Origin of the sequence: Stenotrophomonas sp. T8 (genome assembly GCF_051853085.1) — a bacterium.
GTDB classification, from domain to species: Bacteria; Pseudomonadota; Gammaproteobacteria; order Xanthomonadales; family Xanthomonadaceae; genus Stenotrophomonas; species Stenotrophomonas sepilia.
This window is the reverse complement of record NZ_CP195329.1, coordinates 3,239,448-3,264,067: the sequence shown is the minus strand read 5'-3', so window position 1 is coordinate 3,264,067 and position 24,620 is coordinate 3,239,448. Positions and strand designations below refer to the sequence as shown.

23 protein-coding genes are annotated in these 24,620 nt (G+C 66.8%); 15 read left to right on the top strand and 8 right to left on the bottom strand.

The features are described 5' to 3' along the window. The first annotated feature begins 31 nt into the window (after positions 1-31). On the top strand, positions 32-2,878 hold the full coding sequence (locus ACSDHM_RS15170; protein WP_061479548.1) for a TonB-dependent receptor: 2,847 nt from the start codon (positions 32-34) through the stop codon (positions 2,876-2,878). Positions 2,879-3,047: 169 nt separating this feature from the next. Beyond that, positions 3,048-3,257: a hypothetical protein gene (locus ACSDHM_RS15165; RefSeq protein WP_014648325.1), complete on the top strand. Its 210-nt coding sequence runs from the start codon at positions 3,048-3,050 to the stop codon at positions 3,255-3,257. Positions 3,258-3,316: 59 nt separating this feature from the next. On the opposite strand, the gene ACSDHM_RS15160 is transcribed toward ACSDHM_RS15165, so the two are convergent. Together ACSDHM_RS15160 and ppa are read right to left on the bottom strand one after the other, a co-directional pair. After that, on the bottom strand, positions 3,317-4,438 hold the full coding sequence (locus ACSDHM_RS15160; protein ID WP_049413685.1) for an HDOD domain-containing protein: 1,122 nt from the start codon (positions 4,436-4,438) through the stop codon (positions 3,317-3,319). A gap of 152 nt (positions 4,439-4,590) precedes the next feature. Further along, complete coding sequence (gene ppa, locus ACSDHM_RS15155; protein WP_005410935.1) at positions 4,591-5,127, bottom strand: inorganic diphosphatase; 537 nt, start codon at positions 5,125-5,127, stop codon at positions 4,591-4,593. A 184-nt stretch (positions 5,128-5,311) separates the two neighbouring features. Here ppa and ACSDHM_RS15150 point away from each other — a divergent pair, with 184 nt between their 5' ends. The 5 genes from ACSDHM_RS15150 to ACSDHM_RS15130 all read left to right on the top strand — a co-directional run bounded on the left by ACSDHM_RS15150 (position 5,312) and on the right by ACSDHM_RS15130 (position 11,094). Next, a complete protein-coding gene (locus ACSDHM_RS15150) occupies positions 5,312-5,803 on the top strand; it encodes a hypothetical protein (RefSeq protein ID WP_088497630.1) in 492 nt (163 codons plus the stop codon). A gap of 35 nt (positions 5,804-5,838) precedes the next feature. Further along, a complete protein-coding gene (locus tag ACSDHM_RS15145; RefSeq protein ID WP_439426364.1) occupies positions 5,839-6,294 on the top strand; it encodes a hypothetical protein in 456 nt (151 codons plus the stop codon). A gap of 84 nt (positions 6,295-6,378) precedes the next feature. After that, positions 6,379-6,879, top strand: a complete 501-nt coding sequence (locus ACSDHM_RS15140; RefSeq protein ID WP_088497628.1) for an RNA polymerase sigma factor — start codon at positions 6,379-6,381, stop codon at positions 6,877-6,879. A 104-nt stretch (positions 6,880-6,983) separates the two neighbouring features. Then, a complete protein-coding gene (locus ACSDHM_RS15135) occupies positions 6,984-7,919 on the top strand; it encodes a FecR family protein (protein WP_439426363.1) in 936 nt (311 codons plus the stop codon). 256 nt (positions 7,920-8,175) lie between these two features. Continuing rightward, positions 8,176-11,094, top strand: a complete 2,919-nt coding sequence (locus ACSDHM_RS15130) for a TonB-dependent receptor domain-containing protein (RefSeq protein WP_439426362.1) — start codon at positions 8,176-8,178, stop codon at positions 11,092-11,094. Positions 11,095-11,189: 95 nt separating this feature from the next. On the opposite strand, the gene ACSDHM_RS15125 is transcribed toward ACSDHM_RS15130, so the two are convergent. Further along, complete coding sequence (locus ACSDHM_RS15125) at positions 11,190-11,447, bottom strand: DUF2789 domain-containing protein (RefSeq protein WP_005410930.1); 258 nt, start codon at positions 11,445-11,447, stop codon at positions 11,190-11,192. Positions 11,448-11,555: 108 nt separating this feature from the next. On the opposite strand from ACSDHM_RS15125, the gene ACSDHM_RS15120 reads away from it, so the two are divergent. Both ACSDHM_RS15120 and ACSDHM_RS15115 read left to right on the top strand, forming a co-directional pair. Next, a complete protein-coding gene (locus tag ACSDHM_RS15120; RefSeq protein ID WP_072168425.1) occupies positions 11,556-12,143 on the top strand; it encodes a biliverdin-producing heme oxygenase in 588 nt (195 codons plus the stop codon). A gap of 31 nt (positions 12,144-12,174) precedes the next feature. Continuing rightward, positions 12,175-12,642 carry a YbaN family protein gene (locus ACSDHM_RS15115; protein WP_111008264.1) on the top strand — a complete coding sequence of 156 codons (468 nt, stop codon included), beginning with the start codon at positions 12,175-12,177 and terminating at the stop codon, positions 12,640-12,642. A 95-nt stretch (positions 12,643-12,737) separates the two neighbouring features. On the opposite strand, the gene ACSDHM_RS15110 is transcribed toward ACSDHM_RS15115, so the two are convergent. Further along, entirely contained in the window at positions 12,738-14,765 is a 2,028-nt protein-coding gene (locus ACSDHM_RS15110) for a sodium-translocating pyrophosphatase (protein WP_072168427.1), read from the bottom strand. Between the two features lie 308 nt (positions 14,766-15,073). Between ACSDHM_RS15110 and ACSDHM_RS15105 the strand changes: the two genes are divergently transcribed. After that, complete coding sequence (locus ACSDHM_RS15105) at positions 15,074-15,577, top strand: hypothetical protein (RefSeq protein WP_061480501.1); 504 nt, start codon at positions 15,074-15,076, stop codon at positions 15,575-15,577. A 72-nt stretch (positions 15,578-15,649) separates the two neighbouring features. Here ACSDHM_RS15105 and ACSDHM_RS15100 read toward each other — a convergent pair whose 3' ends face one another. Together ACSDHM_RS15100 and ACSDHM_RS15095 are read right to left on the bottom strand one after the other, a co-directional pair. Next, positions 15,650-16,039, bottom strand: coding sequence for a DUF488 domain-containing protein (locus ACSDHM_RS15100; RefSeq protein WP_088497623.1), 390 nt, complete (start codon positions 16,037-16,039; stop codon positions 15,650-15,652). Between the two features lie 117 nt (positions 16,040-16,156). Next, a complete protein-coding gene (locus ACSDHM_RS15095; protein WP_072168430.1) occupies positions 16,157-17,413 on the bottom strand; it encodes a 6-phosphofructokinase in 1,257 nt (418 codons plus the stop codon). Between the two features lie 136 nt (positions 17,414-17,549). Here ACSDHM_RS15095 and ACSDHM_RS15090 point away from each other — a divergent pair, with 136 nt between their 5' ends. The 3 genes from ACSDHM_RS15090 (at position 17,550) to ACSDHM_RS15080 (ending at position 20,381) form a co-directional block, all read left to right on the top strand. Next, positions 17,550-18,113, top strand: coding sequence for an adenylate kinase (locus ACSDHM_RS15090; RefSeq protein ID WP_005419045.1), 564 nt, complete (start codon positions 17,550-17,552; stop codon positions 18,111-18,113). 328 nt (positions 18,114-18,441) lie between these two features. Continuing rightward, positions 18,442-19,806, top strand: a complete 1,365-nt coding sequence (gene mpl / locus ACSDHM_RS15085; RefSeq protein WP_072168431.1) for a UDP-N-acetylmuramate:L-alanyl-gamma-D-glutamyl-meso-diaminopimelate ligase — start codon at positions 18,442-18,444, stop codon at positions 19,804-19,806. Continuing rightward, complete coding sequence (locus tag ACSDHM_RS15080; RefSeq protein ID WP_072168432.1) at positions 19,803-20,381, top strand: LON peptidase substrate-binding domain-containing protein; 579 nt, start codon at positions 19,803-19,805, stop codon at positions 20,379-20,381. The genes mpl and ACSDHM_RS15080 overlap by 4 nt, the downstream gene beginning before the upstream one ends. Positions 20,382-20,513: 132 nt before the next feature. Here ACSDHM_RS15080 and ACSDHM_RS15075 read toward each other — a convergent pair whose 3' ends face one another. Then, positions 20,514-22,511, bottom strand: coding sequence for a bifunctional DedA family/phosphatase PAP2 family protein (locus ACSDHM_RS15075; protein WP_111008266.1), 1,998 nt, complete (start codon positions 22,509-22,511; stop codon positions 20,514-20,516). Positions 22,512-22,596: 85 nt separating this feature from the next. Between ACSDHM_RS15075 and ACSDHM_RS15070 the strand changes: the two genes are divergently transcribed. Together ACSDHM_RS15070 and ACSDHM_RS15065 are read left to right on the top strand one after the other, a co-directional pair. Further along, positions 22,597-23,259, top strand: a complete 663-nt coding sequence (locus tag ACSDHM_RS15070) for a serine/threonine-protein kinase (RefSeq protein WP_049413709.1) — start codon at positions 22,597-22,599, stop codon at positions 23,257-23,259. Beyond that, positions 23,256-23,762 (top strand): DUF2867 domain-containing protein, encoded by a 507-nt coding sequence (locus tag ACSDHM_RS15065; RefSeq protein WP_111200504.1) that lies wholly within the window; start codon positions 23,256-23,258, stop codon positions 23,760-23,762. The genes ACSDHM_RS15070 and ACSDHM_RS15065 overlap by 4 nt, the downstream gene beginning before the upstream one ends. An 80-nt stretch (positions 23,763-23,842) precedes the next feature. Here the strand turns inward: ACSDHM_RS15065 and ACSDHM_RS15060 are convergent, their stop codons facing one another. Continuing rightward, a complete protein-coding gene (locus ACSDHM_RS15060; RefSeq protein WP_072168435.1) occupies positions 23,843-24,526 on the bottom strand; it encodes a hypothetical protein in 684 nt (227 codons plus the stop codon). Positions 24,527-24,620 lie beyond the last annotated feature (94 nt).

Below are 24,620 nucleotides of genomic sequence, written 5' to 3'. Positions count from 1 at the left end.
CACGCTGCTAACACGTACCTTGGAGAGATAGATGAACGTTCGTAATCCCGCAGTGCGGTTCGGCTTGCTGCCGGCCGGCATTGCGCTGGCGCTGGCGCCGGCCTTTGCTTCGGCGCAGGAAGCAAAGGGCACCACCGACCTGGACCGCATTTCGGTCACCGGCTCGCGCATCCGCGGCGCCTCGGTGGAAACCCAGCAGCCGATCCTGACGATGACCCGCGAATCCCTGGAAAAGCAGGGCTTCTCGAGCGTCGCCGACGTGCTGAACAACCTGACCTCGGCCGGCTCCCCGGCCATCTCGCGTTCGGAGTCGCTGGCTTCGGGCGAGAACGTGGGCGGCTACTACGTCGACATCCGCAACCTGGGCGCCCAGCGCACCCTGGTGCTGATGAACGGCAAGCGTCTGGGCGCAACCACTGCGGGCTACCAGGATCTGAGCCAGATCCCGATGTCGGCCGTTGAGCGCATCGAAATCCTGAAGGACGGCGCCTCGTCGATCTACGGCTCTGACGCCATCGCCGGCGTGGTCAACGTGATCACCCGCAAGAACTTCGACGGCGGCGAAGCCAACGTCTACGTCGGCCAGTACGGCAAGGGCGACGGCGACACCGAAACCTATTCGATGACCCTCGGTGCCCGCGGCGAACGCGGCAGCCTGACCCTGTCGGCCGAGTACTCGAAGCAGGATCCGGTGTGGGCCAAGGACCGCTGGTACAGCCGCGACGGCTCGCTGGGTCCGAACTCGACCTCGGCCACCTGGAGCCCGATCAGCCAGAACGGCAGCTGGTGCAACCCGACCCAGGTCAACTGCGGCGACTCCAAGCAGGCTGTCTGGAAGACCCTGAACGCCGGCGGCAACCCGAAGAACCCGAATGACTACCATGTCATTACGCCGGACGAATTCGCCAACTCCAACGAGCAGATGACCCTGCTGACCGGTGTGAAGCGCAAGTCGGTCTACATCAACGGCACGTACGACTTCACCGATTCGATCAGCCTGAACACCGACGTGCTCTACAACGAGCGCCAGACGTTCCAGCAGATCGCCGGCTACCCGTTCCAGTCCAACTCCTTCGGCACCCCGCTGGAGGGTTCGAGCGCCTTCAACCCGGTCGGCCAGGACGTCAGCTTCCGTCGCCGCCTGTGGGAAGTACCGCGTACCACTGACAGCCAGCTCAAGACCCTGCGCTTCGCTCCGACCCTGACCGGCTTCTTCGAGCTGGGCGGCAAGACCTTCGACTGGGACGTCGGCGCGCTGTGGAACCGCAACGAGTCGATCAAGAGCAACCGCGGCGACATGAGCCTGATCGCTGCAGGCCAGGCCCTGGGCCCGTCGTTCATCGATGCCGGCGGCGTTGCACGCTGCGGCACCTCGGCCAAGCCGATCCTGGGCGACTGCCGCCCGTGGAACCCGCTGCTGCCGTACGGCGTTGATGGCCAGGGTTCGCTGGCGAACCAGGAGCTGCAGGACTTCCTGTTCCCGACCTTCACCACCCGCGGCGTCACCAAGACCACCAGCTTCACCGCCAACCTGTCCGGTTCCATCGTGACCCTGCCGGCCGGCGACCTGGGCTTCGCGCTGGGTGTCGAGCACCGCAAGGAAGAAGGCAATTACGTGCCGGACGCCTTCGCGCAGTCGGGCCAGTCCACCGGCCTGGGCCAGAAGCCGACCCGCGGCCAGTACGATCTGAACGAGGTCTACCTCGAACTGAACGTGCCGCTGCTGGCCGACATGGCCTTCGCCAAGGAACTGACCCTGAACGTTGCCAGCCGTTACTCGGACTACAGCAACTTCGGTGGCACCACCAACAGCAAGTTCGGCCTGACCTGGCGTCCGCTGGATGAACTGCTGGTCCGCGGCACCTACGCCGAGGGCTTCCGCGCTCCGACCATCAGCGACCTGTACGGTGGCCTGAGCTCGAGCTTCGAGTCGTACATCGATCCGTGCGGCGTGAACGCCCCGGGCAGCGTTGCCGGCAATGCCGCGTGCACCGCCGCTGGCGCTCCGGCCAACTATGTGCAGCTGGGCCAGGGCAACCTGCCGTGCTCGACCCTGCCGTGCCAGTCGGGTGACCAGTTCGTCTCGGGTGCCAACCCGAACCTGAAGCCGGAAACCTCCAAGAGCACCACTTTCGGCCTGGTGTGGAGCCCGCGCTGGGTGCAGGGCCTGGACGTCTCGCTGGATTGGTACAAGTACGAAATCAGCGACATGATCATCGCTGACAGCGTCGACCGCATCCTGCGTGACTGCTACGTGCTGGGCAACTCCGAGCGTTGCTCGAGCGTGACCCGTGCGGCTGACGGCCACGTCAGTGCGATCACCTACGGCACCGCCAACCTCGGCAAGATGGAAACCGAAGGTTACGACCTGGGCATCAAGTACCGCCTGCCGGAACTGGCCATCGGTCAGTTCAGCATCGACTGGACCACCAGCTACACCGCCAAGTACGACGAGCAGGGCCAGAACAGCGCGGGTGACAACATCATGATCGGCCGCGTCGGCGAGCCGGGCCTGTTCCGCGTGCGTTCGAACCTGGGCGTCAACTGGCAGTACGGCGATTTCGGTGTGAACTACACCGCGCGCTACTACTCCGGCATGAAGGAAAGCTGCATCTCGCTGGCTGATGGCTGGTGCGATGCGCCGAACCACATGGCCAATGGCGAAACCGATCCGCTGCGTCACACCGGCTCCAACACCTTCCACGACCTGCAGGTCAGCTGGAAGGCACCGTGGGATGCGACGATCGCCCTGGGCGCGAACAATGTGTTCGACCACAAGGGTCCGCTGCAGTACTCGGCTCCGAACTCGGCGTTCGCCTACTACGGCGGCTTCGATGTGGGTCGCTTCCTGTACATGAAGTACACCCAGCGCTTCTGATCCATCGAAGTGCGGTAGCAACACGAGGAGGGCGGACCGCTAGGTCCGCCCTCTTTTTTGTAGGGGAATTCCGGAAACTGTTGGAAGGTGAGCGCAGTCACGGTCCCGTCGTGTCGTAATCGACACAGTCAGGAGGTCCAATACCGGACGCTCGCATGTGGAGAGGGGTATGAAGAACACGTTGCTGCGCCAGGCATCGGCGGCTGCATTGATCTATGCAACGCTGGTGGGCGCGGTGTTCGCGCAGGGCCTCGGTGTCTGTGGTGGCGGGCTCTATTGCGAAGAGTTCCGCCAGCAGTGCCTGGCCAGTGGCAAGTCACCGGTCATCTGCGAGTCGCAGTACCGGCGTTGCGTGCAGGATGCCTGCGGTACCCGCTGACATGGAAAGGGCGCACCGTGCGGGTGCGCCCTCTGTCGTCCGGACATCATCCAGCACGCTCAGGCGTCGCTGGGCACCAGTCCCATCAGTGCATTGGCGTGCTCGCGCCATTGCGGAAGTTTGTTCAGCACGCCTGCACGCTGCAGGTAGTCCTCGTCCACTGGATCGCCATTGACCAGCGCCAGGGCCACGTGCACCGCGCCGGTCACCCAGAAGCTGCGGGTGTTGGCGCGCTGCGGCTGCAGGTGGAAGGCCACCGCTTCGATGATCGGCATCGGCAGGCCCCACAGGCCCAGCAGGTAGGCGCCGGCCTCGGCATGGCCTGGGCGGGTATCGCCGGCCAGCGCGGGCTCGCTGCGCTCGTTGCGCACGCCGGGCAGCAGCAGGCCGATGTCGGCCAGCAGTGCGGCGGTCGCCCCCAGTTCGGCGCTGGACTCGGGCAGCAGGCGTGCGGCCAGCCGGGAGGCGAGCAGGGCGCGCTGCTGCAGTGAGTTGCGCTCGGCAGCCGACAGCGTCGGCGCGGAGAACACTTCGCTGGCCAGCACCAGGTCACGCAGCGTGGCCAGGCCCAGCCGGGTGACCGCAGTGCGCAGGTCGGCAATGGTGCGGCCCTGGCTGAAGAAAGCCGAGTTCGACAGCTGCAGCACCTTGGCCGCGATGGCCGGATCGGCGGCGACCAGCTTGGCCACATCGGCACTGTCGGTATCGTCGTCATGTTCCAGGGCCTGGGTCAGGCTCAGGTACAGGTGCGGTGGCGATGGCAGTTTCTCGATACGGCCGATGGCATCGCGCAGGCGCGGGCTGTCCAGCACTTCGCGCAGTTCTTCCAGGCTGGTCAATGCCTCCAGCAGCACTTCCGGCGCCAGCGGCAGCGGCAGGAAGCGGTGGGCGACACCGATCAGGCGCGCCGGCGGCGGGCGGTTGCCATGGTGTGCATCGACCAGCGCGATGCGGATGGTTTCCGGGCGCAGTGTCCGGATCTGGCCCAGCAGCGTGGTGGCATTGAGATCGGGCAACTGCGGGCAGACGATCACCGCGTCCACGCCCTGCGTGGCCACCGCGGTCATCGCGGTCTGGCCATCGGCGGCGGTCAGCGGCTGCCAGTCTTCCCCAAGATCGGCAATGAATTCGGTCAGCTCAGCCGGCAGGCTGGCTGCATCCCCAACAAGCAGAATACGCACGACACGTTCCCCTGGCTGTCTCGACGATGGATGTCGATGACGTGTGAAGTGACGCAATTTACCTAATACGGCAGCAAGAGTGATGTGCCGTCGTCATGAAACGTGACCCGCATCGCTCCGGCAGGGTATCGCCGGAGCGATGCGGTTCAGGCTCAGGCCTTGCTGTCGAGATGGCGCTGGTGCGCCTCGATCAGGATCTGCTTGGCCTCAGCGGCGCCACCCCAACCGTCCAGCTTGACCCACTTGCCCTTCTCCAGGTCCTTGTAATGCTCGAAGAAGTGGCCAATGCGCTCCAGCCAGTGGCTCGAGACCTGGGCGATGTCTTCGACGTGGGCGTAGCCGCTGAAGATCTTTGAGACCGGCACGGCCAGGATCTTCTCGTCGCTGCCTGCCTCATCGCTCATCTTCAGCACGCCGACCGGACGGCAGCGCACGACCGAGCCCGGCACCAGCGGCAGCGGCAGCACCACCAGCACGTCGGCCGGATCGCCGTCGCCACACAGGGTGCTCGGCACGTAGCCGTAGTTGCACGGATAGCGCATCGGGGTGGACAGGATGCGGTCGACGAAGATCGCGCCGGTTTCCTTGTCCACTTCGTACTTCACCGGTTCCGAGTCCTTCGGGATCTCGATGATGACGTTGATTTCTTCCGGCGGGTTCTTGCCGGGCGAGACGAGTTCCAGGCCCATGGTGTGCTCCAGGTGGGGATATAGACGGATAGCTCACCATTTTATGCCTTTGCCGGGCGCTGTGCAGGGTAGGGCTGGACCGACCTGCGCGCCCGCCCCTGGCGGAGCGAATGGGGCGGGGTTTCCCGATGGGTTCCACCCGGTCCCCGCGGCAGGCTGGACGTCCTTGCCAAGGAGACTTGCCATGAACTGGAACCGCTTGGGCTGTTGCGCCTTGTTGCTGCTGGCGCCGTTGCCTGCGCTTGCGCGCGGGGCGCATGTCAACCTGATCGACTATCCCTCCGACGAAGCCGGATGGGACCGGGCCTTTGCGCTGGAGGACGCGGTAGCCGGCGAATTCGCCGCATGGTGTGCCGACACCTTGTGTGAAGGTGATTACAGCAACTACCGGGTGATGGAGTTCCGCTGCGCCGTGCTCGCCCACCGCGGCACCGTGCAGCGCTGTGTCTGGGTGGTGGCCGCCAGCGAGCTGGAGGTTGAGCCCGACACGGGACACGTGCGGATCGACAACGGGAGCTGGGTCTGTCCGGTCGAAATGCAGCCCGGGGTGCCCGTCGACGCGTTCTACGCCTCCCTGGAAGCGCCGGGCGGCCTGACCGCGCCTTTGCCTGGGCTTGACCACGGCATCTTCGATGGCTTGCCTGAATGCCTGCGCACGCAGGGGAGGGTGGGCTGATGGGGAGCTTCCGTAGATGCTGGCTGTTGTGTGGCGTGCTGTCTGTCAGCCTGCCGTGCGCCGGTGTCGCGCAGGCTGCGCCTGCGTTCGTCGATGCGCGGGATTACGCCGGCCCGGGGGGCGGCAACGAGCGTTTCCTTGCTGCCGAGCGGCAACTGGTGCGTGGCTTCGATGAGGTATGTGGCGATACCTTCTGCGAGGGCGAGTACCTCAATCTGTGGGCTATGCGCCTGCGCTGTTCCGTGGAACAGGCCACGGGGGTGGTTGTCCAGTGTGTATGGACCTTCGCCGGTAGCAACACCAGGGTAAAGCCCAGCGGCCTGATCACGGTCAACCGCGGACGCTATGCCTGCGTGCTGCCGCTGGCAACAGGAACACGCCTGGAAACCCTGTTGCAGGTGTGGGAAACGGGGGACGGGTTCGATGCGTTGCACGCGCCGCTGCCCGGCACGAAAGCCAATACCTACGACGCACTGGTTGATTGCCTGTAGTTCCGGCATAGACAAGAATGTGACTTATTCGCATTACCGGAGTAGCATGCGCGGTGCCTCCCGTCTGTCGTCCCGGCTCCGCGCATGTCCTCCAATGCTGCCTCCCTCACTGAGCTGCTGATCCGCGAGCGGCCCGCGCTGCTGCGCCGGGTGCAGCGCATCCTCGGGGGCGACAACGGCGCCGAGGACGTGATCCAGGCGGTGTGGTTCAAGGCGCGAGGGGTCGATGACAGCCAGGCGATCGACAATCCGCGGGCCTATCTGTATCGGCTGGCCGCCAACCTTGCCACTGACCACGGCCGCGAATCGAGCCGCCGCAACCGGCTGCTGGCCGACCGCTACCTGTGGGGGGGCGACGAGGTGATCTCCACCGAGGAGCAGGCCATGGCACAGGATGAGCTGCAGCGGGTGCTCGATGCGGCGGGCCACCTGCCGGAGCCGACCCGCACCATCTTCCGGCTCAACCGCCTGCAGGGCCTCACCCAGGCCGAGATCGCACGCCGCCTGGGGGTGTCGGTGACCACCGTCGAGAATCATGTGCGCTCCGCGCTGCAGCGCCTGGCCTGGGCGCGCAGCGGTCGATGAGCGCGCCGGCTTGGGGCTGGCCTTCGCGCAGACGTCTTGATCACTGGACCGTGGATGCGGTCCAGTTCCCCCGCTTGCGCTTGAATGCGCCTGTCCGCCAGCCGATGAGCCCGCCGAACATGCAGCCCGCCGCCAATGACGATGCCCTGGCCGAACAGGCCCGGGACTGGATCGCGTGGCTGGCCTCGGGTGACATCAGCGATGCACGCATGCAGGCGTTCGAGCACTGGCTGCAACAGCCGGGGCACCGCAGGGCCTTCGAACACGAGCGCGCGTTGTGGCGCAGTGTCGGGCCGCGCCCACAGGCCGCCGGGGCCAGCGGACGGCGTGGGCCGCATCGACTGCGCTGGGCGATGGCTGTGGCGGCAATGCTGGCGATGCTGGTGGCATGGCCGGAGGCGTGGCTGCGCCTGCAGTCCGATCATCGCAGCACGCATCAGGTGCAGCACGTGCGGCTGCCCGATGGCAGTCGGGCGGTGCTGGATGCGGACAGTGCGATTGCCGTGCGCTTCGATGCGGACGCCCGCGAGGTCGAGCTGCTGCGCGGGCGCGCCTGGTTCGAGGTAAGCCCGGATGCACAGCGGCGTTTCAGCGTGCGCGCCGGCAATGGCCTGGTCGAGGACATCTCGACCGCGTTCACCGTGGCGCGTGGAGACGAGGGGGTGGAAACCCAGGTTGGGCAGGGCAGGGTGCGCGTGGCCAGCCCGGCCGACGGTGGCTGGACCTACCTGCAGCAGGGGCAGCGTGCCGTCTACACTGAACGTGGCGGGGTCATGCGACGGGCTGACGTGACCGCCGACAGCGTCGGCGCCTGGCGCCAGGGCGAGCTGCTGCTGGAGCAGGCCAGCGTCGCCGATGCCGTGCAGTGGGTGGGGCGCTATCGCGCGGGGCCGACCTTCGTGCGCGGCGATCTGTCACGTCTGCCTGCAGTGAGTGCTGCGTTGCGCATCGACCGCCCGGAACAGGCGCTGGACGCGCTGGCGGTAACGGCAGGTCTTCAGGTTACTCGTCTTCCATTCGGCGTCGCCATCGTGCAGTAGATCCACGCCTCGCGTGGATGAGCGTCCCTGTGCCGACCATCGGTCGGCACCCACCGCTACCACCGGCCGACCAACGGTCGGCACCCACCCGCGCCGCGTCGGCATCCCCCCGCGACCGCAAATCGCTCTTGGGGTTGTCGCGTGCCCAGCCGTCTTACCCGGCGAACGTACCCGCCGTCGCCACGTACGTCGCCGTGTCCGCCCGTGTTGCGGATGACGCCGCGTTCGCGGCACCGATTACCTGACAGGTTCTTCCATGTTCGACTCCCACCGCTCGGGCCGCGTACTGCGCCCGTCCCGTCTGTGCATTGCGTTGCTTGCCGCCGGGCTGGCCAGCACGACGCCACCCGCACTGGCGCAGAGCGCCCGCAGCGACCACGCGGCCGTACTGCGCTTCGAAATTCCTGCACAACCGCTGGATGAGGCGCTGCGCAACTACATGCGCCAATCCGGCGTGCAGGTGGTGTATCCCGCATCGCTGGCACACGGCGCAACCTCCCACGCGGTCAGCGGCAGCCTGTCGGCCAACCAGGCGTTGCAGCACCTGCTGCAGGGCAGTGGCGTGGCGGTGCGCCGGGTCAGCGCCGATGCGGTCACTCTGGAGTCAGCAACGCCGGTGCGGGCCGACAGCGGTGTGATCGTCACCGGCACGCTGCGTGTGGCCGGCGACCGCGTCGACAGCGGTGCGAACAACGATGAAGCGCGCCTGCTCGACAGCTACCGCAGCGTGGGTTCGACCACCACGCTCGACCGCGCGCATCTGGAGCGCTTCCGCGGCACCTCCAACGGTGACATCGTCAAGGGTGTGGCCGGTGTCACCGCCGGTGATCCGCGCGTCGGCAATGGCTTCGACGTCAACATCCGTGGCATCCAGGGCCAGGGCCGCGTACCGGTGATCATCGACGGTGGCCAGTCCAGCATGGACACCTACCGCGGCTATGCGGGCCAGTCACAGCGCACCTACCTCGACCCCGACCTGATCTCCAGCCTGACCATCACCAAGGGCCCGAGCCTGCAGGCCAACGCCTCCGGTGGCATCGGCGGTATGGTCGAGATGGAGACGCTGAAGATCGGTGACGTGCTGCGCGAGGGCCGCGACTTCGGCGTGCGCGTGCGCGGTGGCCTGGCCAATGGCAGTGCCAACAACCTGCCGTCATACAGTGCGACGCCGCGCACCGATCGCAGCGCCACCGGCAGCCAGTTCTTCAACGTGGCCGGTGCCGGTCACTGGGACCGCTTCGACCTGGTTGCGGCCTACGCGTACCGGGACAACGGCAACTACTTCTCCGGCAAGCACGGCTACGATGATTTCCCGCAGACCCGTCGTACGCTGGCGCCGCTGAATCCGCCGCGTACCGAAGTGTTCAATACCTCCTCGCGTTCGAAGTCGGCGCTGCTCAAGGGCACCTGGCGCATCGATGACACGCAGAGCCTGGAAGCCGGCTACCGCCGCTATGAAGGCACGGCCGGCGAGATCATGGCCTCGCAGATCATCCGCGTCGACCGTGACCGCATCCCGCAGTGGGACCCGGGCCACGTCGACATGGACAGCTACACCCTGCGCTATCGCTTCGATCCGGACAGCGAGCTGATCGACCTGCGCGTCAATGCAGCGTACACCGACACCGACAGCGTGATGTACAACAGCCTGACCGGCATCACGCCGTGGTACTTCGATCGCCGCACCGAGTGGTACGACGCGCCCAGTTTCAGTGGCGATCCCGGCTACAAGGATGCCTACCGGAACCCGCTGCGGCAGAAGCGCTTCAACCTGGATGCCAGCAACACCTCGACGTTCGGCACCCGCGCCGGTGCGTTCACGCTCGACTATGGCCTGTCCTACAGCGACGAAGACATCGCCCCGGGCGGCTCGGGCCCGATCAAGCATGACGACCTGGTCAACAACCGCTTCCTGCGCAACGCCGAGCGCAAGGAATACAGCGCCGTGGCCTCGCTGAAGTGGCAGCCCGACGAACACTGGGAGCTGCTGGCCGGTGGCCGCTGGAACCGGGTGGATGTGCATGACCGCAACCGCCTGGCCACGCCTGATACCTATGAGGTGCAGGGCCAGTACCGCTACACCGAGCTTCTCAACGGCAACCCGGCACTGCCGTCGTGGCGTGCAAAGCGCATTGCGCTGCTGAACTGGTATCCGGATGCCAATGGCAATTTCACCCAGGAATCGCTGCTGGCCTCGCCGTACAAGAAGGGCACGGTGGGCGACATCGGTGGGTGGAACTTCTATGACGCCGGCAAGCCGCAGGATCTGGAAGTGCCGGTCAGCTGGACCTGGTCGCAGCCGATCCGCCGCCGTGATACCGCGTTCTCGCCGACCGCCAGTGTGGCCTACCGCTTCAGCGAAGACACTCTGGTCTATGTGAAGTACGCCGAGGGCAGCAAGCTGCCGAGCCTGTTCGAGACCACGCTGGGCCTGTTCACCGCCGCCAAGCCGGTGGTTGAGCTGAAGCCGGAGCGTGCGCGCAGCTGGGAAATCGGTGCCAGCACCCTCCGCTACGACCTGTTCACCGCCGGCGACCGCCTGGCGCTGAAGCTGGCGTACTTCGATACCCGCATCGACGACCTGATCACCCGTGACTACCGCACGCTGTCGGCCGGCCTGATCCGCAACGTCGATCAGTTCAAGGTCGCGGGCATGGAGTTCCAGTCCAGCTATGACAGCGGCAAGGTCTTCGCCGACCTGTCCGCGCATTACTATGTCAAGGCCAAGACCTGCGCGCCTGACATCGCCGCCGAGCGTCGTGCCTATGGTGCGCAGCGCAGGAATGATGAGCTGGCCAATACGCCCAACTGCGTGGACGGTGGCTTCGAGGGCTCGTACACCAACACCCAGAACCCGCCGCGCTACACAGTCAACCTGATCCTGGGCTCGCGCCTGTTCGACGAGCGCCTGACCTTCGGCACCCGCATGGTCCACAACGCTGGCCCGATCAGCAGGCTGGACAAGGACTGGAACGTGGGCCTGTCGGCGATCCAACAGCTGTACCGGCCGAACACCTTGGTCGACCTGTTCGCCAGCTGGAGCTTCAACGACCAGCTGTCGGTGGAAGCCGGCGTGGACAACCTGACCGACCGCTATTACCTGGACCCGCTGGCTCTGGGCGTGATGCCGGCGCCGGGTCGCACCGCAAGGCTGGCGTTGACCTGGAAGTACTGATCTGCGGGGTCGGATCCCTTTCCTGCGGAAGGGCTCTGACCCCAGCGGGAGACAACGGTAGCGCCGGGCCATGCCCGGCGCCCCCATCAGGGCACTTACAGCCCGCTCGACGCCTTCACCGCATCTTCGTGCAGCGACTCGTTCAGCTCATCCACCACGGTGGTCCATGCCGCATCGGCCTGCAGCGACTCGGACAGGAACTGGCGCTGGGCATCATTCCAGTACGGCGCCTCGACCACTTCGACGTCGGTGGCCAGCTGGTGCTCGCGGATGAAGCGGGCGATGCCCTCGGCGCTGGCGTCCAGGCCCAGCTGCAGGAACAGGTTGGTCATGCGCGGTTCGGTGGTGATCATTATCGGTTCCGGGTGGAAGAAGGGGATGGCCCATTATCGGCACACATGGGCTTGGGGAAACCCCTGCGGCGGACGTCTACAGCAGGACGACCCTCCTGGCATTCCCCCATGAACGCACACATCGCTCCCGAAGACAGCCGCAGCCTGCGGCTCAAGGCCGCCACCCGCGACAGCCACGGTGCGCTGGACAAGCGCATCATGGCCGGTGACATCTTCGCCGACCGCAGCAACTTCGCCCGTTTCCTGCGCGTGCAGTATCGCTTCCACCGCAGCATCGATGCGCTGTATGCCAATCCTGCGCTGGACGCATTGCTGCCCGATCTGGGCGCGCGCCGCCGACTGAGACAGGTCGCGCGCGACCTGCAGGATCTGGAGCAGACGCTCCCGGGCGCGGACATCGACGCGCTGCCCTCGGACCTCGCGCTGCCGACTGCGTTGGGTTGGCTGTACGTGGCCGAAGGCTCCAATCTGGGCGGCACCATTCTGTACAAGATGGCGGCCAAGCTCGGCCTGGACCGTGATTTCGGCGCCCGCCACCTGGCCGCCCATCCCGATGGCGCAGCGCGCCACTGGCGCGAGTTCACCGCTGCGCTGGACGCGGTGCCGCTGAGTGCCGAGCAGGACCAGCAGGTGATCGATGCAGCCGACGCTGCGTTCCGCAGCGTGCATCGCCACGTCGAAGTGGAATTCGCCTGATGCGCGGCGCGCGCCCACAGGTGCAGCGCTGATGCGCTGGCTCTGGTTCGCGCTGGGCTGGCTGATGGTCGGCCTCGGGGTGATCGGCGCATTGCTGCCAGTCATGCCGACCACCATCTTCCTGATCCTCGCGGTGGGCTGCTTCGCGCGCAGCTCGCCGAAGTTCGAGCAGCGCCTGCTGACGCATCCACGCTACGGCCCGTCGCTGCGGCTGTGGCGCGAGCAGGGCGCCGTGTCGGGCAAGGGCAAGGCGTTTGCCAGCGCAGGCATGGCGGCGGGCTTTGCCCTGTTCTGCTGGGGCGCGCATCCGTCGTGGCGCCTGTTGCTTGGCTTGGGCCTGTTCTTTGCCGCCAGCGCCGGTTACGTGCTCAGCCGGCCGGCACCGCGACCGGAGCCCAATCCGGTCGTGGAAGTGGACGACGCCAACGATCCTCGCGCGGCCCGCCGCCGCGCCGCATCCCCCGATACCGCTGGAACCCGAGACGATGCTGCCTGCTGACCGGGCCCGGGCGGTGGCCGGCATCGGGGTCGGATCCCTTTCCGCAGGAAAGGGTTCTGACCCCGTCGAGCCCGCCATCCACGCGTCGCGTGGATCTACAACAGCGGCACCAGCAGCAGCGCCACGATGTTGATGATCTTGATCAGCGGGTTGATCGCCGGGCCGGCGGTGTCCTTGTACGGGTCACCAACAGTGTCGCCGGTCACTGCGGCCTTGTGCGCTTCGCTGCCCTTGCCACCGAAGTGGCCATCCTCGATGTATTTCTTGGCATTGTCCCAGGCGCCGCCGCCGGTGGTCATCGAAATGGCCACGAACAGGCCGGTGACGATCGTGCCGATCAGCAGGCCGCCCAGTGCGCGCGGCCCCAGCAGCAGGCCGACCACTACCGGCACGGCGACCGGCAACAGCGAGGGCACGATCATTTCGCGGATCGCCGAGCGGGTCAGCATGTCCACCGCCTTGTCGTACTGCGGCTTGCCGGTGCCCTGCATGATGCCGGGGATCTCGCGGAACTGGCGGCGTACTTCTTCCACCACTGCGCCTGCCGCGCGGCCGACCGCTTCCATCGCCATCGCACCGAACAGGTAGGGAATCAGGCCGCCGATCAACAGGCCGATGATCACCGTGTGGTCGCTGAGATCGAAGCGGAACTCCTGGCCGGGATTGGCTGCCTGCAGGTTGTGGGTGTAGTCGGCGAACAGCACCAGTGCCGCCAGCGCCGCCGAGCCGATCGCATAACCCTTGGTCACGGCCTTGGTGGTGTTGCCCACCGCATCCAGCGGATCGGTGATGTCGCGGATCTCCGAAGGCAGCTCGGCCATTTCGGCGATGCCACCGGCGTTGTCGGTGATCGGGCCGTAGGCATCGAGGGCGACGATCATCCCTGCCATCGACAGCATCGCGGTTGCGGCGATGGCGATGCCGTACAGGCCGCCCAGTGCGAACGCACCCCAGATCGCCGCACACACCGCCACCACCGGCAGCGCGGTGGATTTCATCGAGATGCCGAGTCCGGCGATGATGTTGGTGCCGTGGCCGGTGGTCGAGGCCTGCGCCACGTGCTGCACCGGCTTGTACTGGGTGCCGGTGTAGTACTCGGTGATCCACACGATCAGGCCGGTCAGGACCAGGCCGATCAGCGCGCAGCCATACAGCGCCATCGGTCCATGCACGTTGTCGGACATCAGCCCGGAGGTGATCGGGTAGAAAGCGATGGCGGCCAGCACGCCGGAAACGATCACGCCCTTGTACAGCGCGCCCATGATCGAGCCGCCGGGCTTCACCTTGACGAACAGCGCGCCGATGATCGACGCGATGATCGACACGCCGCCCAATACCAGCGGATACAGCACGGCATTGGCACCGGCTTCGGCCAGCATCAGGCTGCCCAGCAGCATGGTGGCGATGACGGTGACCGCATAGGTTTCAAAGAGGTCGGCCGCCATGCCGGCGCAGTCGCCGACGTTGTCACCGACGTTGTCGGCGATCACCGCCGGGTTGCGCGGATCGTCTTCGGGAATGCCGGCTTCGACCTTGCCGACCAGGTCGGCGCCCACGTCGGCGCCCTTGGTGAAGATGCCACCGCCCAACCGCGCGAAGATCGAGATCAGCGAAGAGCCGAAGGCCAGGCCGACCAGCGCGTGCAGCGCCTGTTCCATCGGCAGGCCCATGCGCAGCAGCAGTGCGTAGTAGCCGGCCACGCCCAGCAGGCCCAGCCCGACCACCAGCATGCCGGTGATCGCACCGCCGCGGAAGGCGACGTCCATCGCCGCGCTGATGCCGTTGCGCGCCGCCTCTGCGGTACGAACGTTGGCGCGTACGGACACGTTCATGCCGATGTAGCCGGCCGCGCCGGACAGCACCGCGCCGACTGCAAAACCAATCGCGGTGTACCAGCTGAGGAACACACCGACCAGCACGAACAGCACCACGCCGGCCACGCCGATGGTCAGGTACTGGCGGTTGAGGTAGGCACGCGCACCTTCCTGGATCGCGGTGGCGATCGCGATCATGCGCGCATTGCCGGTGGGTTGGCGCAGGATCCAGCGCGCCGAGACGATTCCGAACAGGATCGCGAGAATGGCGCAGCCCAGCGCCAGTGACAGCCCGTGACGTTCCAGCATTAGACCCCTCCGCAGAATGGATGTAGGCATCCAGTGGCGATGAACGGCACCACGAGGGGGACGACGGGCTGCAGCCTGGAACCAACCCGTACCGACCTGGGCGGTCGTCCGACGTATGGCGGTGTTCAGCATTCCCTGGTGCCCGCAGTATGCGTGCCGCCACTTGTAGAGTCGAGCCATGCTCGACTGGCTCCTGGGAGCCGCGGCGCATGCCGTCGGGCCCTGGGCATGATTGGCGAGCCAACGGCCTTTGCACCCCGTTAAGGCAGCCTCTGCAAGCCTGCGCACAGCCCCGTAGGAGATCCCCCATGCGCCTGTCCCTGTTGATGCTTGCCGCCCTGGTCCCGGCCGCACCGGCCTTTGCTGCGGAAACGCCGGAACTGCAGCGTGCGGTCGGTGCGCCGCAGGCGGTGGGCGCGGTGCATACGCTGCGGCAGATCCCCGAGGCCTGCGCGCGGCTGGAAGGTGCGTTCACCGGTGATGCCGCCGCGCCATATCGCTTCTCCGCCGTCCGGACCAGCGAGCAATGCCAGCCACGCGCGCGCTTCGTCGATTACACCAAGGCGCAGCCGAGTGCCGACAAGGGCTGGAAGCTCAATGATGTGATCCGCGTGCCCAACGCCGCATGCCCGGCGCAGCAGGCGGTGGTGCGGGTGTGGCGCCTGCCGTCGAGCCACAAGGTCGAGCTGGATGGGCAGGGCCAATCGCGCATTTATCTGGAAGAGGCGAAGAAGCAGGCCGCCGCCGGCCAGATTCCGCAGGTGACGATGTTCGCCGCGCAGCTGCAGATGGAAGGCAAGGCTTGCAATTGAGGTGGCGTGGGCGCTGCGCCCGCGCCGCCATCCACGCGTGGTAGTGCCGGCCGCTGGCCGGCATCCGGCTGATCAATCCGCCAGCATTGCCCCGCGCGCCACCAGCAGCTCGCGCAATGCCTTGCGGTGGCAGTGCGCTTCATCCTCGCAGTAGCAGCCCACACTGATGTCGCTGTGCTGTGACATCGCGGCCAGAAGGTCCAGCGCGTGGGCGGCATCGGGCGCCTTCATCTCGGCCTTGTAATGGCGGAAGAAGGCGGTCCAATCGGCCGCCGTCGTTGCCTCATGTGCCCGCTTCACCAGCTCCGCGCTGGGTGAAAGCGTAGGAAACCAGACGTCGTACCAGTCCTGTCGGGCGAACTCGCTGCGCGGCACGCCGCGCGGTGGGCGCCGAACGGTGCCGATGCGCAGTCCCTCGCCGGGTTGGCGCGGCGTACCGAGTCGAACAACACGCAGTGCCATTATGACCTCCGTGAAAAGGGGACGGAGGGGATTAAGTCGTATCCGACCCACTGCTGATGCTGTTGGAGATGACAGAGGGGCGTATGCGACTTAATCCCCTCCGTCCCCTTTTTCAGGTCAGCCTTCGAAGGCCGGCAGTTTCTGCTTCACCGACACGTTCTTCAGGGTGACGTACTTCGGCAGGCCATCGGTGCCATAGGGAAGCGGTGCTTCGCCCTTGATCAGTGGTGACAGGTAGGCGCGTGCCCTGGCCGTGATGCCGAAGCCATCGCGGCGGATGAAACCAGCCGGCATCTTCTTCTCGTGATTGGCGATCTTCGACAGCGGCGCGGCTTCGATCTTCCAGCGATACGGTGAATCGCTGCTGCGCACGATCACCGGCATCACGCCATTCTGACCCTTCAGGGCCAGCTGCACCGCGGCCTTGCCCACCGCCTGCGCCTGCTCCCAGTCGGTCCTGCTGGCCAGGTGGCGGGCCGAGCGCTGCAGGTAATCGGGCAGTGCCCAGTGCACCTTCAGGCCCAGCTGATCCTTGACCCGGCCGGCCAGGTGCGCCGCCACGCCGCCGAGCTGCGAATGACCGAACGAGTCCTTGCCACCGCCGGCATCGGCAACGAAGCGGCCATCGGCGGTGGCAATGCCTTCCGACGCCACCACCACGCAGTAGCCGACGCGCTCGACCACGGCTTTCACCTTGGCCAGGAACGTGGCCTCGTCGTAGGCGCGCTCAGGCAGCAGGATGATGTGCGGCGCTTCGTCATCACCGTTGCCGGCCAGGCCGGCGGCGGCGGCCAGCCAGCCAGCGTGGCGACCCATCGCTTCGTAGATGAAGACACGGGTGGAGGTTTCGGCCATCGCCGCCACGTCCAGTGCCGCCTCGCGGACCGAGACCGCGGTGTACTTGGCCGCTGATCCGAAGCCGGGGCAGGTATCGGTAACGGCAAGGTCGTTGTCGATGGTCTTGGGCACGCCGATACAGGTCAGGTCGTAGCCGGAGGCCTTGGCCAGCTGCGAGACCTTCAGTGCGGTGTCGGCCGAGTCGTTGCCGCCGTTGTAGAGGAACCAGCGCACGTCGTGGGCCTGCAGCACCTCCAGCAGGCGGTCATAGCGGGCGCGGTCGGCGTCCAGCGATTTCAGCTTGACCCGGCACGAGCCGAAGGCGCCGCCCGGGGTATGGGCGAGGGCGCGGATCGCGGCGGCACTCTCCCTGCTGGTGTCGATCAGCTCCTCGCGCAGCGCGCCGAGGATGCCGTTGCGGGCGGCCAGGACCTTGATGCCCTTGGCCCGGGCCTGCTCGATCACCGCTGCCGCCGTGGCATTGATGACGGCGGTGACACCGCCGGACTGGGCATAAAGGAGAGTACCGTTGCGCATGCTTCTACCTGCTCGGGGGAGGGGACATTGCAGGGACATTACCCGGATGCGGTAAAGTGGCGCTATTGCGGTGCAGCGATACCGGACCGTCCGGGACGCGAACCTTCTTTGTTTTCAACACGTTGGAGTCAGGTCAATGCGATTGGTTCTGTTGGGACCGCCCGGTTCGGGCAAGGGGACACAGGCGACGCGCCTGAAGGAAAAGCTGGGGATCGCCCACATTTCGACCGGTGACATGCTGCGCGCGGAAATCGCCGCCGGCACCGAGCTGGGCAAGCAGGCCAAGACGGTGATGGATGCCGGCAACCTGGTGTCGGACGACATCCTGCTGGGCATGCTGGAGTCGCGCCTGACCCAGGCCGATGTCGCCAAGGGCTTCATCCTTGATGGTTATCCGCGCAACGTGGCCCAGGCCAATGCGATGGACGGCCTGCTGGCCAAGATCGGCCAGCCGCTGGACGCGGTGGTACAGCTGGATGTGCCCACCGAGCTGCTGGTCGACCGCATTGCCGGTCGTGCCAAGGAGCAGGGCCGCGCCGATGACAACCCGGAAGCGGTGCGCCAGCGCCTGCAGGTCTACAACGACCAGACCGCCCCGGTGGTCGATTTCTACGCCGGCCGTGGCACCCTGGCCCGCGTCGATGGCGTCGGTGAGCTGGACGAGATCGAAGCCCGCATCTTGGCAGCGATCAAGGCCTGATCCGGCGGGGCCGGCACGCGTCCGGTCCTTCCGGCGCAAAAAGCACAGGCCTGGTCCGCGAGGATCAGGCCTGTGTCGTTTGATAGGCGCCAGCGAAGGGCTTGCTCAGGGCCCCGCAGCATGAGCTCCCTTGGGGATGGCCTCTTGGGGAGTAGGACCGGTTCGGGTACTGCGGCTGGCAGTTCGAATTGTGTCCGGGTTCACAGAACATCGCTATCGGGAATTCCCTGACAGTTGATTGGAGTTTTCTCACATCCCGTGTAGGGGTTGTCTTACCCGATAGCGGACATTGGCCCTATACAGCCGTCATCGGTCACAATCCTCGGTCATGAGCAGCGTACATATCCTTGCAATTGCCGGCACCTTCATGGGCGGCGTGGCCGCCCTGGCGCGGGAACTTGGGCATTCCGTCAGCGGCAGCGACCAGGCCATCTATCCGCCGATGTCGACCCAGCTCGAACAGCTGGGCATCACCCTTGACCAGGGCTACCGCGCCGACAGCGTGCCGGCCGGCACCGACGAGGTAGTGATCGGCAACGCGCTGTCGCGCGGCAATGCCGCCGTGGAAGCCGTGCTCGATGCCGGCCAGCGCTATATCTCCGGCGCGCAGTGGCTGTCCGAGCAGGTGCTGCCGGGCCGCGACACGCTGGCCGTGGCCGGTACCCACGGCAAGACCACCACCACCACCATCCTCACCTGGCTGCTGGAAAGTGCAGGCCGCTCGCCGGGCTTCCTGATCGGTGGTGTCGCCGAGGATTTCGGTGTCTCCGCCCGCGTGGGCCGGGGCCGCGAGTTCGTGGTCGAGGCCGATGAGTACGACACGGCCTTCTTCGACAAGCGCAGCAAGTTCGTGCACTACCGGCCGCTGGTGGCCATCCTCAACAACCTTGAATACGACCACGCCGACATCTTCCCGGACGTGGCCGCGATCCAGCGCCAGTTCCACCATCTGGTGCGTACCGTACCCGCACGTGGCCGGCTGATCGTCAACGGCGAGGATCAGTACCTGGCCGAAGTGCTGGCGATGGGCTGCTGGACCCCGGTCGAGCGCTTCGGCTTCGATCCGGCGCTGGAATGGCATGCCGAGCTGCTGGCTGCCGACGGCAGCGCGTTCCGCGTGCATCATCGTGGGCAGGCGCTGGGTGATGTGCAGTGGTCGCTGCTGGGCCGCCACAACGTGCTCAATGGACTGGCTGCGCTGGCCGCCGCGCATGCAGTGGGCGTGGCACCTGCCCAGGTTATTCCAGCGCTGGCGCGCTTCCGCAGCGTCAAGCGCCGCATGGAAGTGATCGGCAGCCATGACGGCATCACCGTCTACGACGATTTCGCCCACCATCCGACTGCGATCGCCACCACGCTGGAGGGCCTGCGTTCCAAGGTGGGTGATGCGCGCATCGTGGTCGCGATGGAGCCGCGCAGCAACTCGATGCGGCTGGGCGCACATGCGCAGGCGCTGGCTCCCTCGCTGGCGCTGGCCGATGAAGTGGTGTTCCTGCATCGCCCGGAACTGGCCTGGGATGCTGCGGCGGTGATCGCCGCGGTGCGTGGCCAAGCCCACGCGGTGCCCGATACCGACGCATTGCTGGCGCAGCTGCAGGCCAGCGCGCGCAGCGGTGACCACGTGGTATTCATGTCCAACGGTGGCTTCGACGGCGCGCCGCGCCGCTTCCTCGCCGCGCTGCACGCCCGATGAGCGGCGACGGCTCGCTGCCGCTGTTCCCGCTGCACACCGCGCTGGTACCGGGTGCAGCGGTGGGCCTGCGCGTGTTCGAGCGGCGCTATCTGGACCTTGTCCGCGACAGCGGCCGCAGTGGTGAGGGATTTGGCGTCTGCCTGATCCTCGAGGGCGAGGAGGTCGGCGCACCGGCGACACCGGCCGCCTTTGGCGTGCAGGTACGCATCGAAGACTTCGATGTCGGCGCCGACGGCGTGCTGCAGCTGCGCCTGCGCGGCACCCGTCGCTTCCATGTCGAGCGCACCCGCGTGCGCGACAACGGCCTGGTGGTGGCTGATGTGCGCTGGTGCGAGGAAGACCCCGATGACGAACTGCGGCCGCAGCATGCACTGCTGGCCACGGTGCTGGGGCACATCATCGAGCAGGCCGGCGAGGCCTATGCGCCGGCCAATCCGGCGCTGCTGGACCAGGCCAGCTGGGTCGGCTGGCGGCTGGCCGAGCTGCTGCCGCTGAGCGAGCAGCAGCGGTTGCAGCTGCTGCAGCTGGATGACCCGCACCAGCGTCTGCAGCAGCTGCTGGGCTGGATGCCGTAGACGCCATCCTCGGGTGGGTGTGCACCTTGGGGCACACGCTGGGGTATCCGTGGAATCCGCATCCACGCATGGCGTGGATCTACTGTAGAGCCGAGCCTATGCTCGGCTTGTTGGATCGCGCACCGGTACCGGTCAGGGCGTTGTAGTCTTCAGCCGCAGCACCGGCAACCCGGTTTCGCTGTGCACGTCCTCGCGCTGCGGCAGCTCCTGCACGGCGTCCTTCACGGCATTCAATGCCGGGTCGACGCCACGCAGCGGGTGCCACATGCCGATCCACTCGAAATGGCGTTCGTAGCGCAGGGTCTGTGCACTGCCCAGCCACAGCGGCGTGTTGCCCGGCTGCAACTGCGCAGGGGCCGGCCACAGGCGCAGTACGTAGCGCTCATCACGGTGTGTACCCGGGCGTACCATCAACAGCGCTTCCACGCGGGTTTCCAGCGTCGCCGGCAGCACCGGCAGTTCATCGGCGCCGGTGTTCTTGTCCAGCATCAGCAGCGCCTGCTGCCAGCCGGCCTGCTCCTGCCGCTTCCAGCCGCGCGCTTCCAGTTGCGCCTGCAGCGGTGCCAGCGGACCGGCCACCTGCACGTCCAACGGCCAGCGCTGGTCGTCATCGAACTCGTTGCGGCGCGCCGGCAGTGTCGCCCAGTCGTGCTGCCACCAGGCCTGCGTGTCCATTGCCTGCGGGGCCGGCAAGGTCGGCTCGAAGCGTTCCAGCTTCACCGGGATGTTGCGCGGTGCGTACCACATCGCGGCGACGGCGAACACGCCGTAGAACAGCCATGCCACCGGCTTCACCCAGAACGAGCGGTTGAAGCGGCGGCGGTAGGCGATGCCCAGCACCAGCAGCCAGAACGTGCCGAACAGCATGCCGCCGATCACATCGCTCAGCCAATGCGCGCCCAGGTACAGGCGCGAGAAGCCGATCAGGCTGACCACGATGCCCGATACCAGGTACGGCCAGACGCGGGTACGGCCGGGCATCTCGCGGGCGATCAGCACCGCGAAGAAGCCGAAGGTGATGGTGGCCATCGTCACCGACACCGACGGGAAGCCGAAGCCACTGCTGGCATCGACCGGGCGCACCACATCCACGGTGGCGCCCAGCAGCATGGTCAGTGCCAGGCCGAAGGCGAGGGCGGCCAGCCAGTGCGCGGCCGCCATCCAGCGCCGGCGCCAGACCAGGTAGCCCATCGCCGCCGCAGTGGCCGGCAGCAGTACCTGCCAGGCGCCCAGTGAGGCCAGCGCGGCCATCGGGTAGTCGGCCAACGGATTGCGCAGCGCCAGCATGGCCTGGTGCACCAGCAGGTCGATCGCCAGCGGCTCGCCATGCGCAACCACCACGGTCAGCAGCGCGAACCAGCCCCAGCCCAGCACCAGCAGCATCAGCGCCAGCATCGCCAGCGGCACCGACTCGCGCCGCTTCGGGTCCAGCACACCGACGGTGTAGCGGCCCAGCGTCGGATGGCGGTTGGACCAGTCAAGCAGGCGTGCCAGCCAGTTGTCCATGCGCGCGGCCGACCAGCGGTAGCCGTACAGCACGATGGCCCAGACCAGGCCGAGGATCACCGCCAGCAGGCCGACCACCACCACCAGCCGACCGGCTACTGCGGCCACCGCGTCATAGGCCTCGCCAAGAATCCAGCCCGGGGCCAGGAACAGTACCGCCCATGAAATGCTGGCGATACCACTGGCCTGTACATAGCGGCTGGCTGGCATCTTCATCATGCCCGCGATGGCCGGCACGAACGGCCGGATCGCGCCGACGTAGCGTGCCACCAGAATGCTCTTGAACGCATTGCGACGGAACAGGTTCTCGCCGCGGTCGAGCAGTTGCGGGTAACGGCTGAACGGCCACACGCCACGCAGGCGGTCGCCCCAGCGGCGCCCGATCCAGTAACTGATGCCATCGCCGGCGAATGCGCCCAGTGCGGCCGCCGCCACCGCGTACGGTCCGGAGATCTGGCCCAGGCCGATGAACACGCCCACCGCAAACAGCAGCGGCAGCGCCGGCACGATGGCGCCCAGAATGATCACCGCATCGCAGAAGGCGATGAGGAAGATAACGGCACCCGCCAGCACGGGGTGAGCGGCAATCCACGCAAGCGTGGCGTCGATCCATGAAGAGTCCATTGCCCGATTATAGGGGCGTGAAGGTGACTGGTTCCCAGCCGCTTGGTGACCGTTTGCAACCGGCGCCATCGCCTAGAATGGGCCCATGCCGCATACGCCAGACACGCCACCACATGCTTTGAAGGCCGACAGCTTCGGTCGCATCCTCCGTGTGGAAGGGCCTGCCGGCCCCTTCGTACGCCGTGACCTGGGCGCCACGCCGCTGTGGTTGCGCCTGCCGGCCTGGTGGCTGGCCCGCCGCGAAGCGCGCGCGCTGCGCCATATCCATGGCATGGCCGACGTGCCGCAGCTGCTGGCGTGGAATGGACATCATCTCGACCGCAGTTTCATGGCCGGCGACGCCATGTACCAGCGCCCACCGCGTGGCGACCTGGCCTGGTTCCGCGCCGCGCGTCGGCTGCTGCAGCAGCTGCATCGGCGCGGCGTGGCCCACAACGACCTGGCCAAGGAAGCCAACTGGCTGGTGACCGAAGACGGCCGCCCGGCATTGATCGACTTCCAGCTGGCAGTGATCGGCAACCCGCGCTCGCGCTGGATGCGCCTGCTGGCCCGCGAGGACCTGCGCCACCTGCTCAAGCACAAGCGCATGTACTGCCGTGAGTCGCTCACCCCAGTGGAAAAGCGCGTGCTCAAGCGCACCTCGTGGGTGCGCGAACTGTGGTTCGCCACGGGCAAGCCGGTCTACCGCTTCGTTACCCGTCGCATCCTGCATTGGGAAGACAACGAGGGGCAGGGGCCCAAGCCGTGAGTCCACTGCAGGTAGTGACCGGCCCACCGAGTGCGGGCAGCGTCCTGCGCCCACAGCTGGCCGGTGCCGACTTCGTGCACGCCTGCCAGGCAACAACCCATCGTGATGGGCGCTCGGCCTTGCAGGCCTATCGCGATATGGCCGCGACCATTCCCGGCTGGTTCGATGGGCTGATGGCGCTGCGCAATCGCGGCATGCGCCTGCTCGGCATGAAGCACCTGGGCTCGTTGCGCGCGGTGCAGGATGTTGCGGATCCTCAACCCGGGCAGCGGTTGGGCATCTTCACCCTGCAGTCGCTCAGCGACGATGCCATCGTGCTGGAAGACGACGACCGCCACCTGCGTGTGCAGCTGGCCCTGCAGTGGCAGGGCGACGTGCTGGAGGTGGTGACGGTGGTGCATACGCACAACGCGTTCGGCCGCGTGTACATGCTGCCGGTTGCGCCGGTGCATCAGCTGATCGTGCCGCATCTGCTGAGGAAGCAGGTGCAGGTGTACCGGTAGATCCACGCGATGCGTGGATGCGCAGGGGAGAACCGTATTGTAGAGCCGAGCATGGCTCGGCTCTACAGAGGCTTGTGATCTTACGGCGTTGCCGGCACTACCTGCTGGCCGATGAAGTTGCGCTTGGCGTCGAAGTCGTAGGCGATCTGCAGCTGGCCGACATCCGGGCAGGCGTGGCAGTCACGCAGCGGCGTGCGGTACAGCAGGCGGATGCCGCCGTTCTCCAGCGGCGTGGCCCCGGCCGACCGCGCCGGCGCGAACGGCGTGGCCTGCGGGTGGTCCTTCAGCAGGGCCTGCACGGCGGGGTCGGCACGCAGGGTGTCGTCCAGCTGCACGGCATCCACATCGATGCGCTTGCCGGTGGCGTCGACCAGGCGGGTACCCTCGTTGGTGTTGGCGCGGAACGGATACTCGACCGTGGCAATGCCCAAGCCTTCGTTCTCATGCCAGGCCGTCACGTAGGCCAGCTCGCCGCCGGTGGACAACTGTTCGGCGGCAGCAATGGCATCGGCGCTTGCGCCACCAGCGCGCATCGCATCGCGCAGGCACTCACGCGTGGCCGCATTCTCGCCCTGGCGGCAGGCGTTGAGGTCGCCATCCCACACCACTGCATCGCTCCAGCGCAGCTTGCCGTCCGCGGCGGCTTTTTCTGCGCTGGGCGTGTCACCGGCCGACGGTTCCTTGCCGGGTTCGGGCGAACGGCCCTGGCAGGCAGTCAGCAGGGCAAGCCCCAGGGCAGGCAGCAACAGGCGGGAACGGCGCATGGCGTGAACCTCGTGCGTTGACTGGAGGCGCCAGTATCGTCAAGGCCGGGTGAACTCCACGTCGGCGCGGCATACTAGCGGCTCATTGCATACG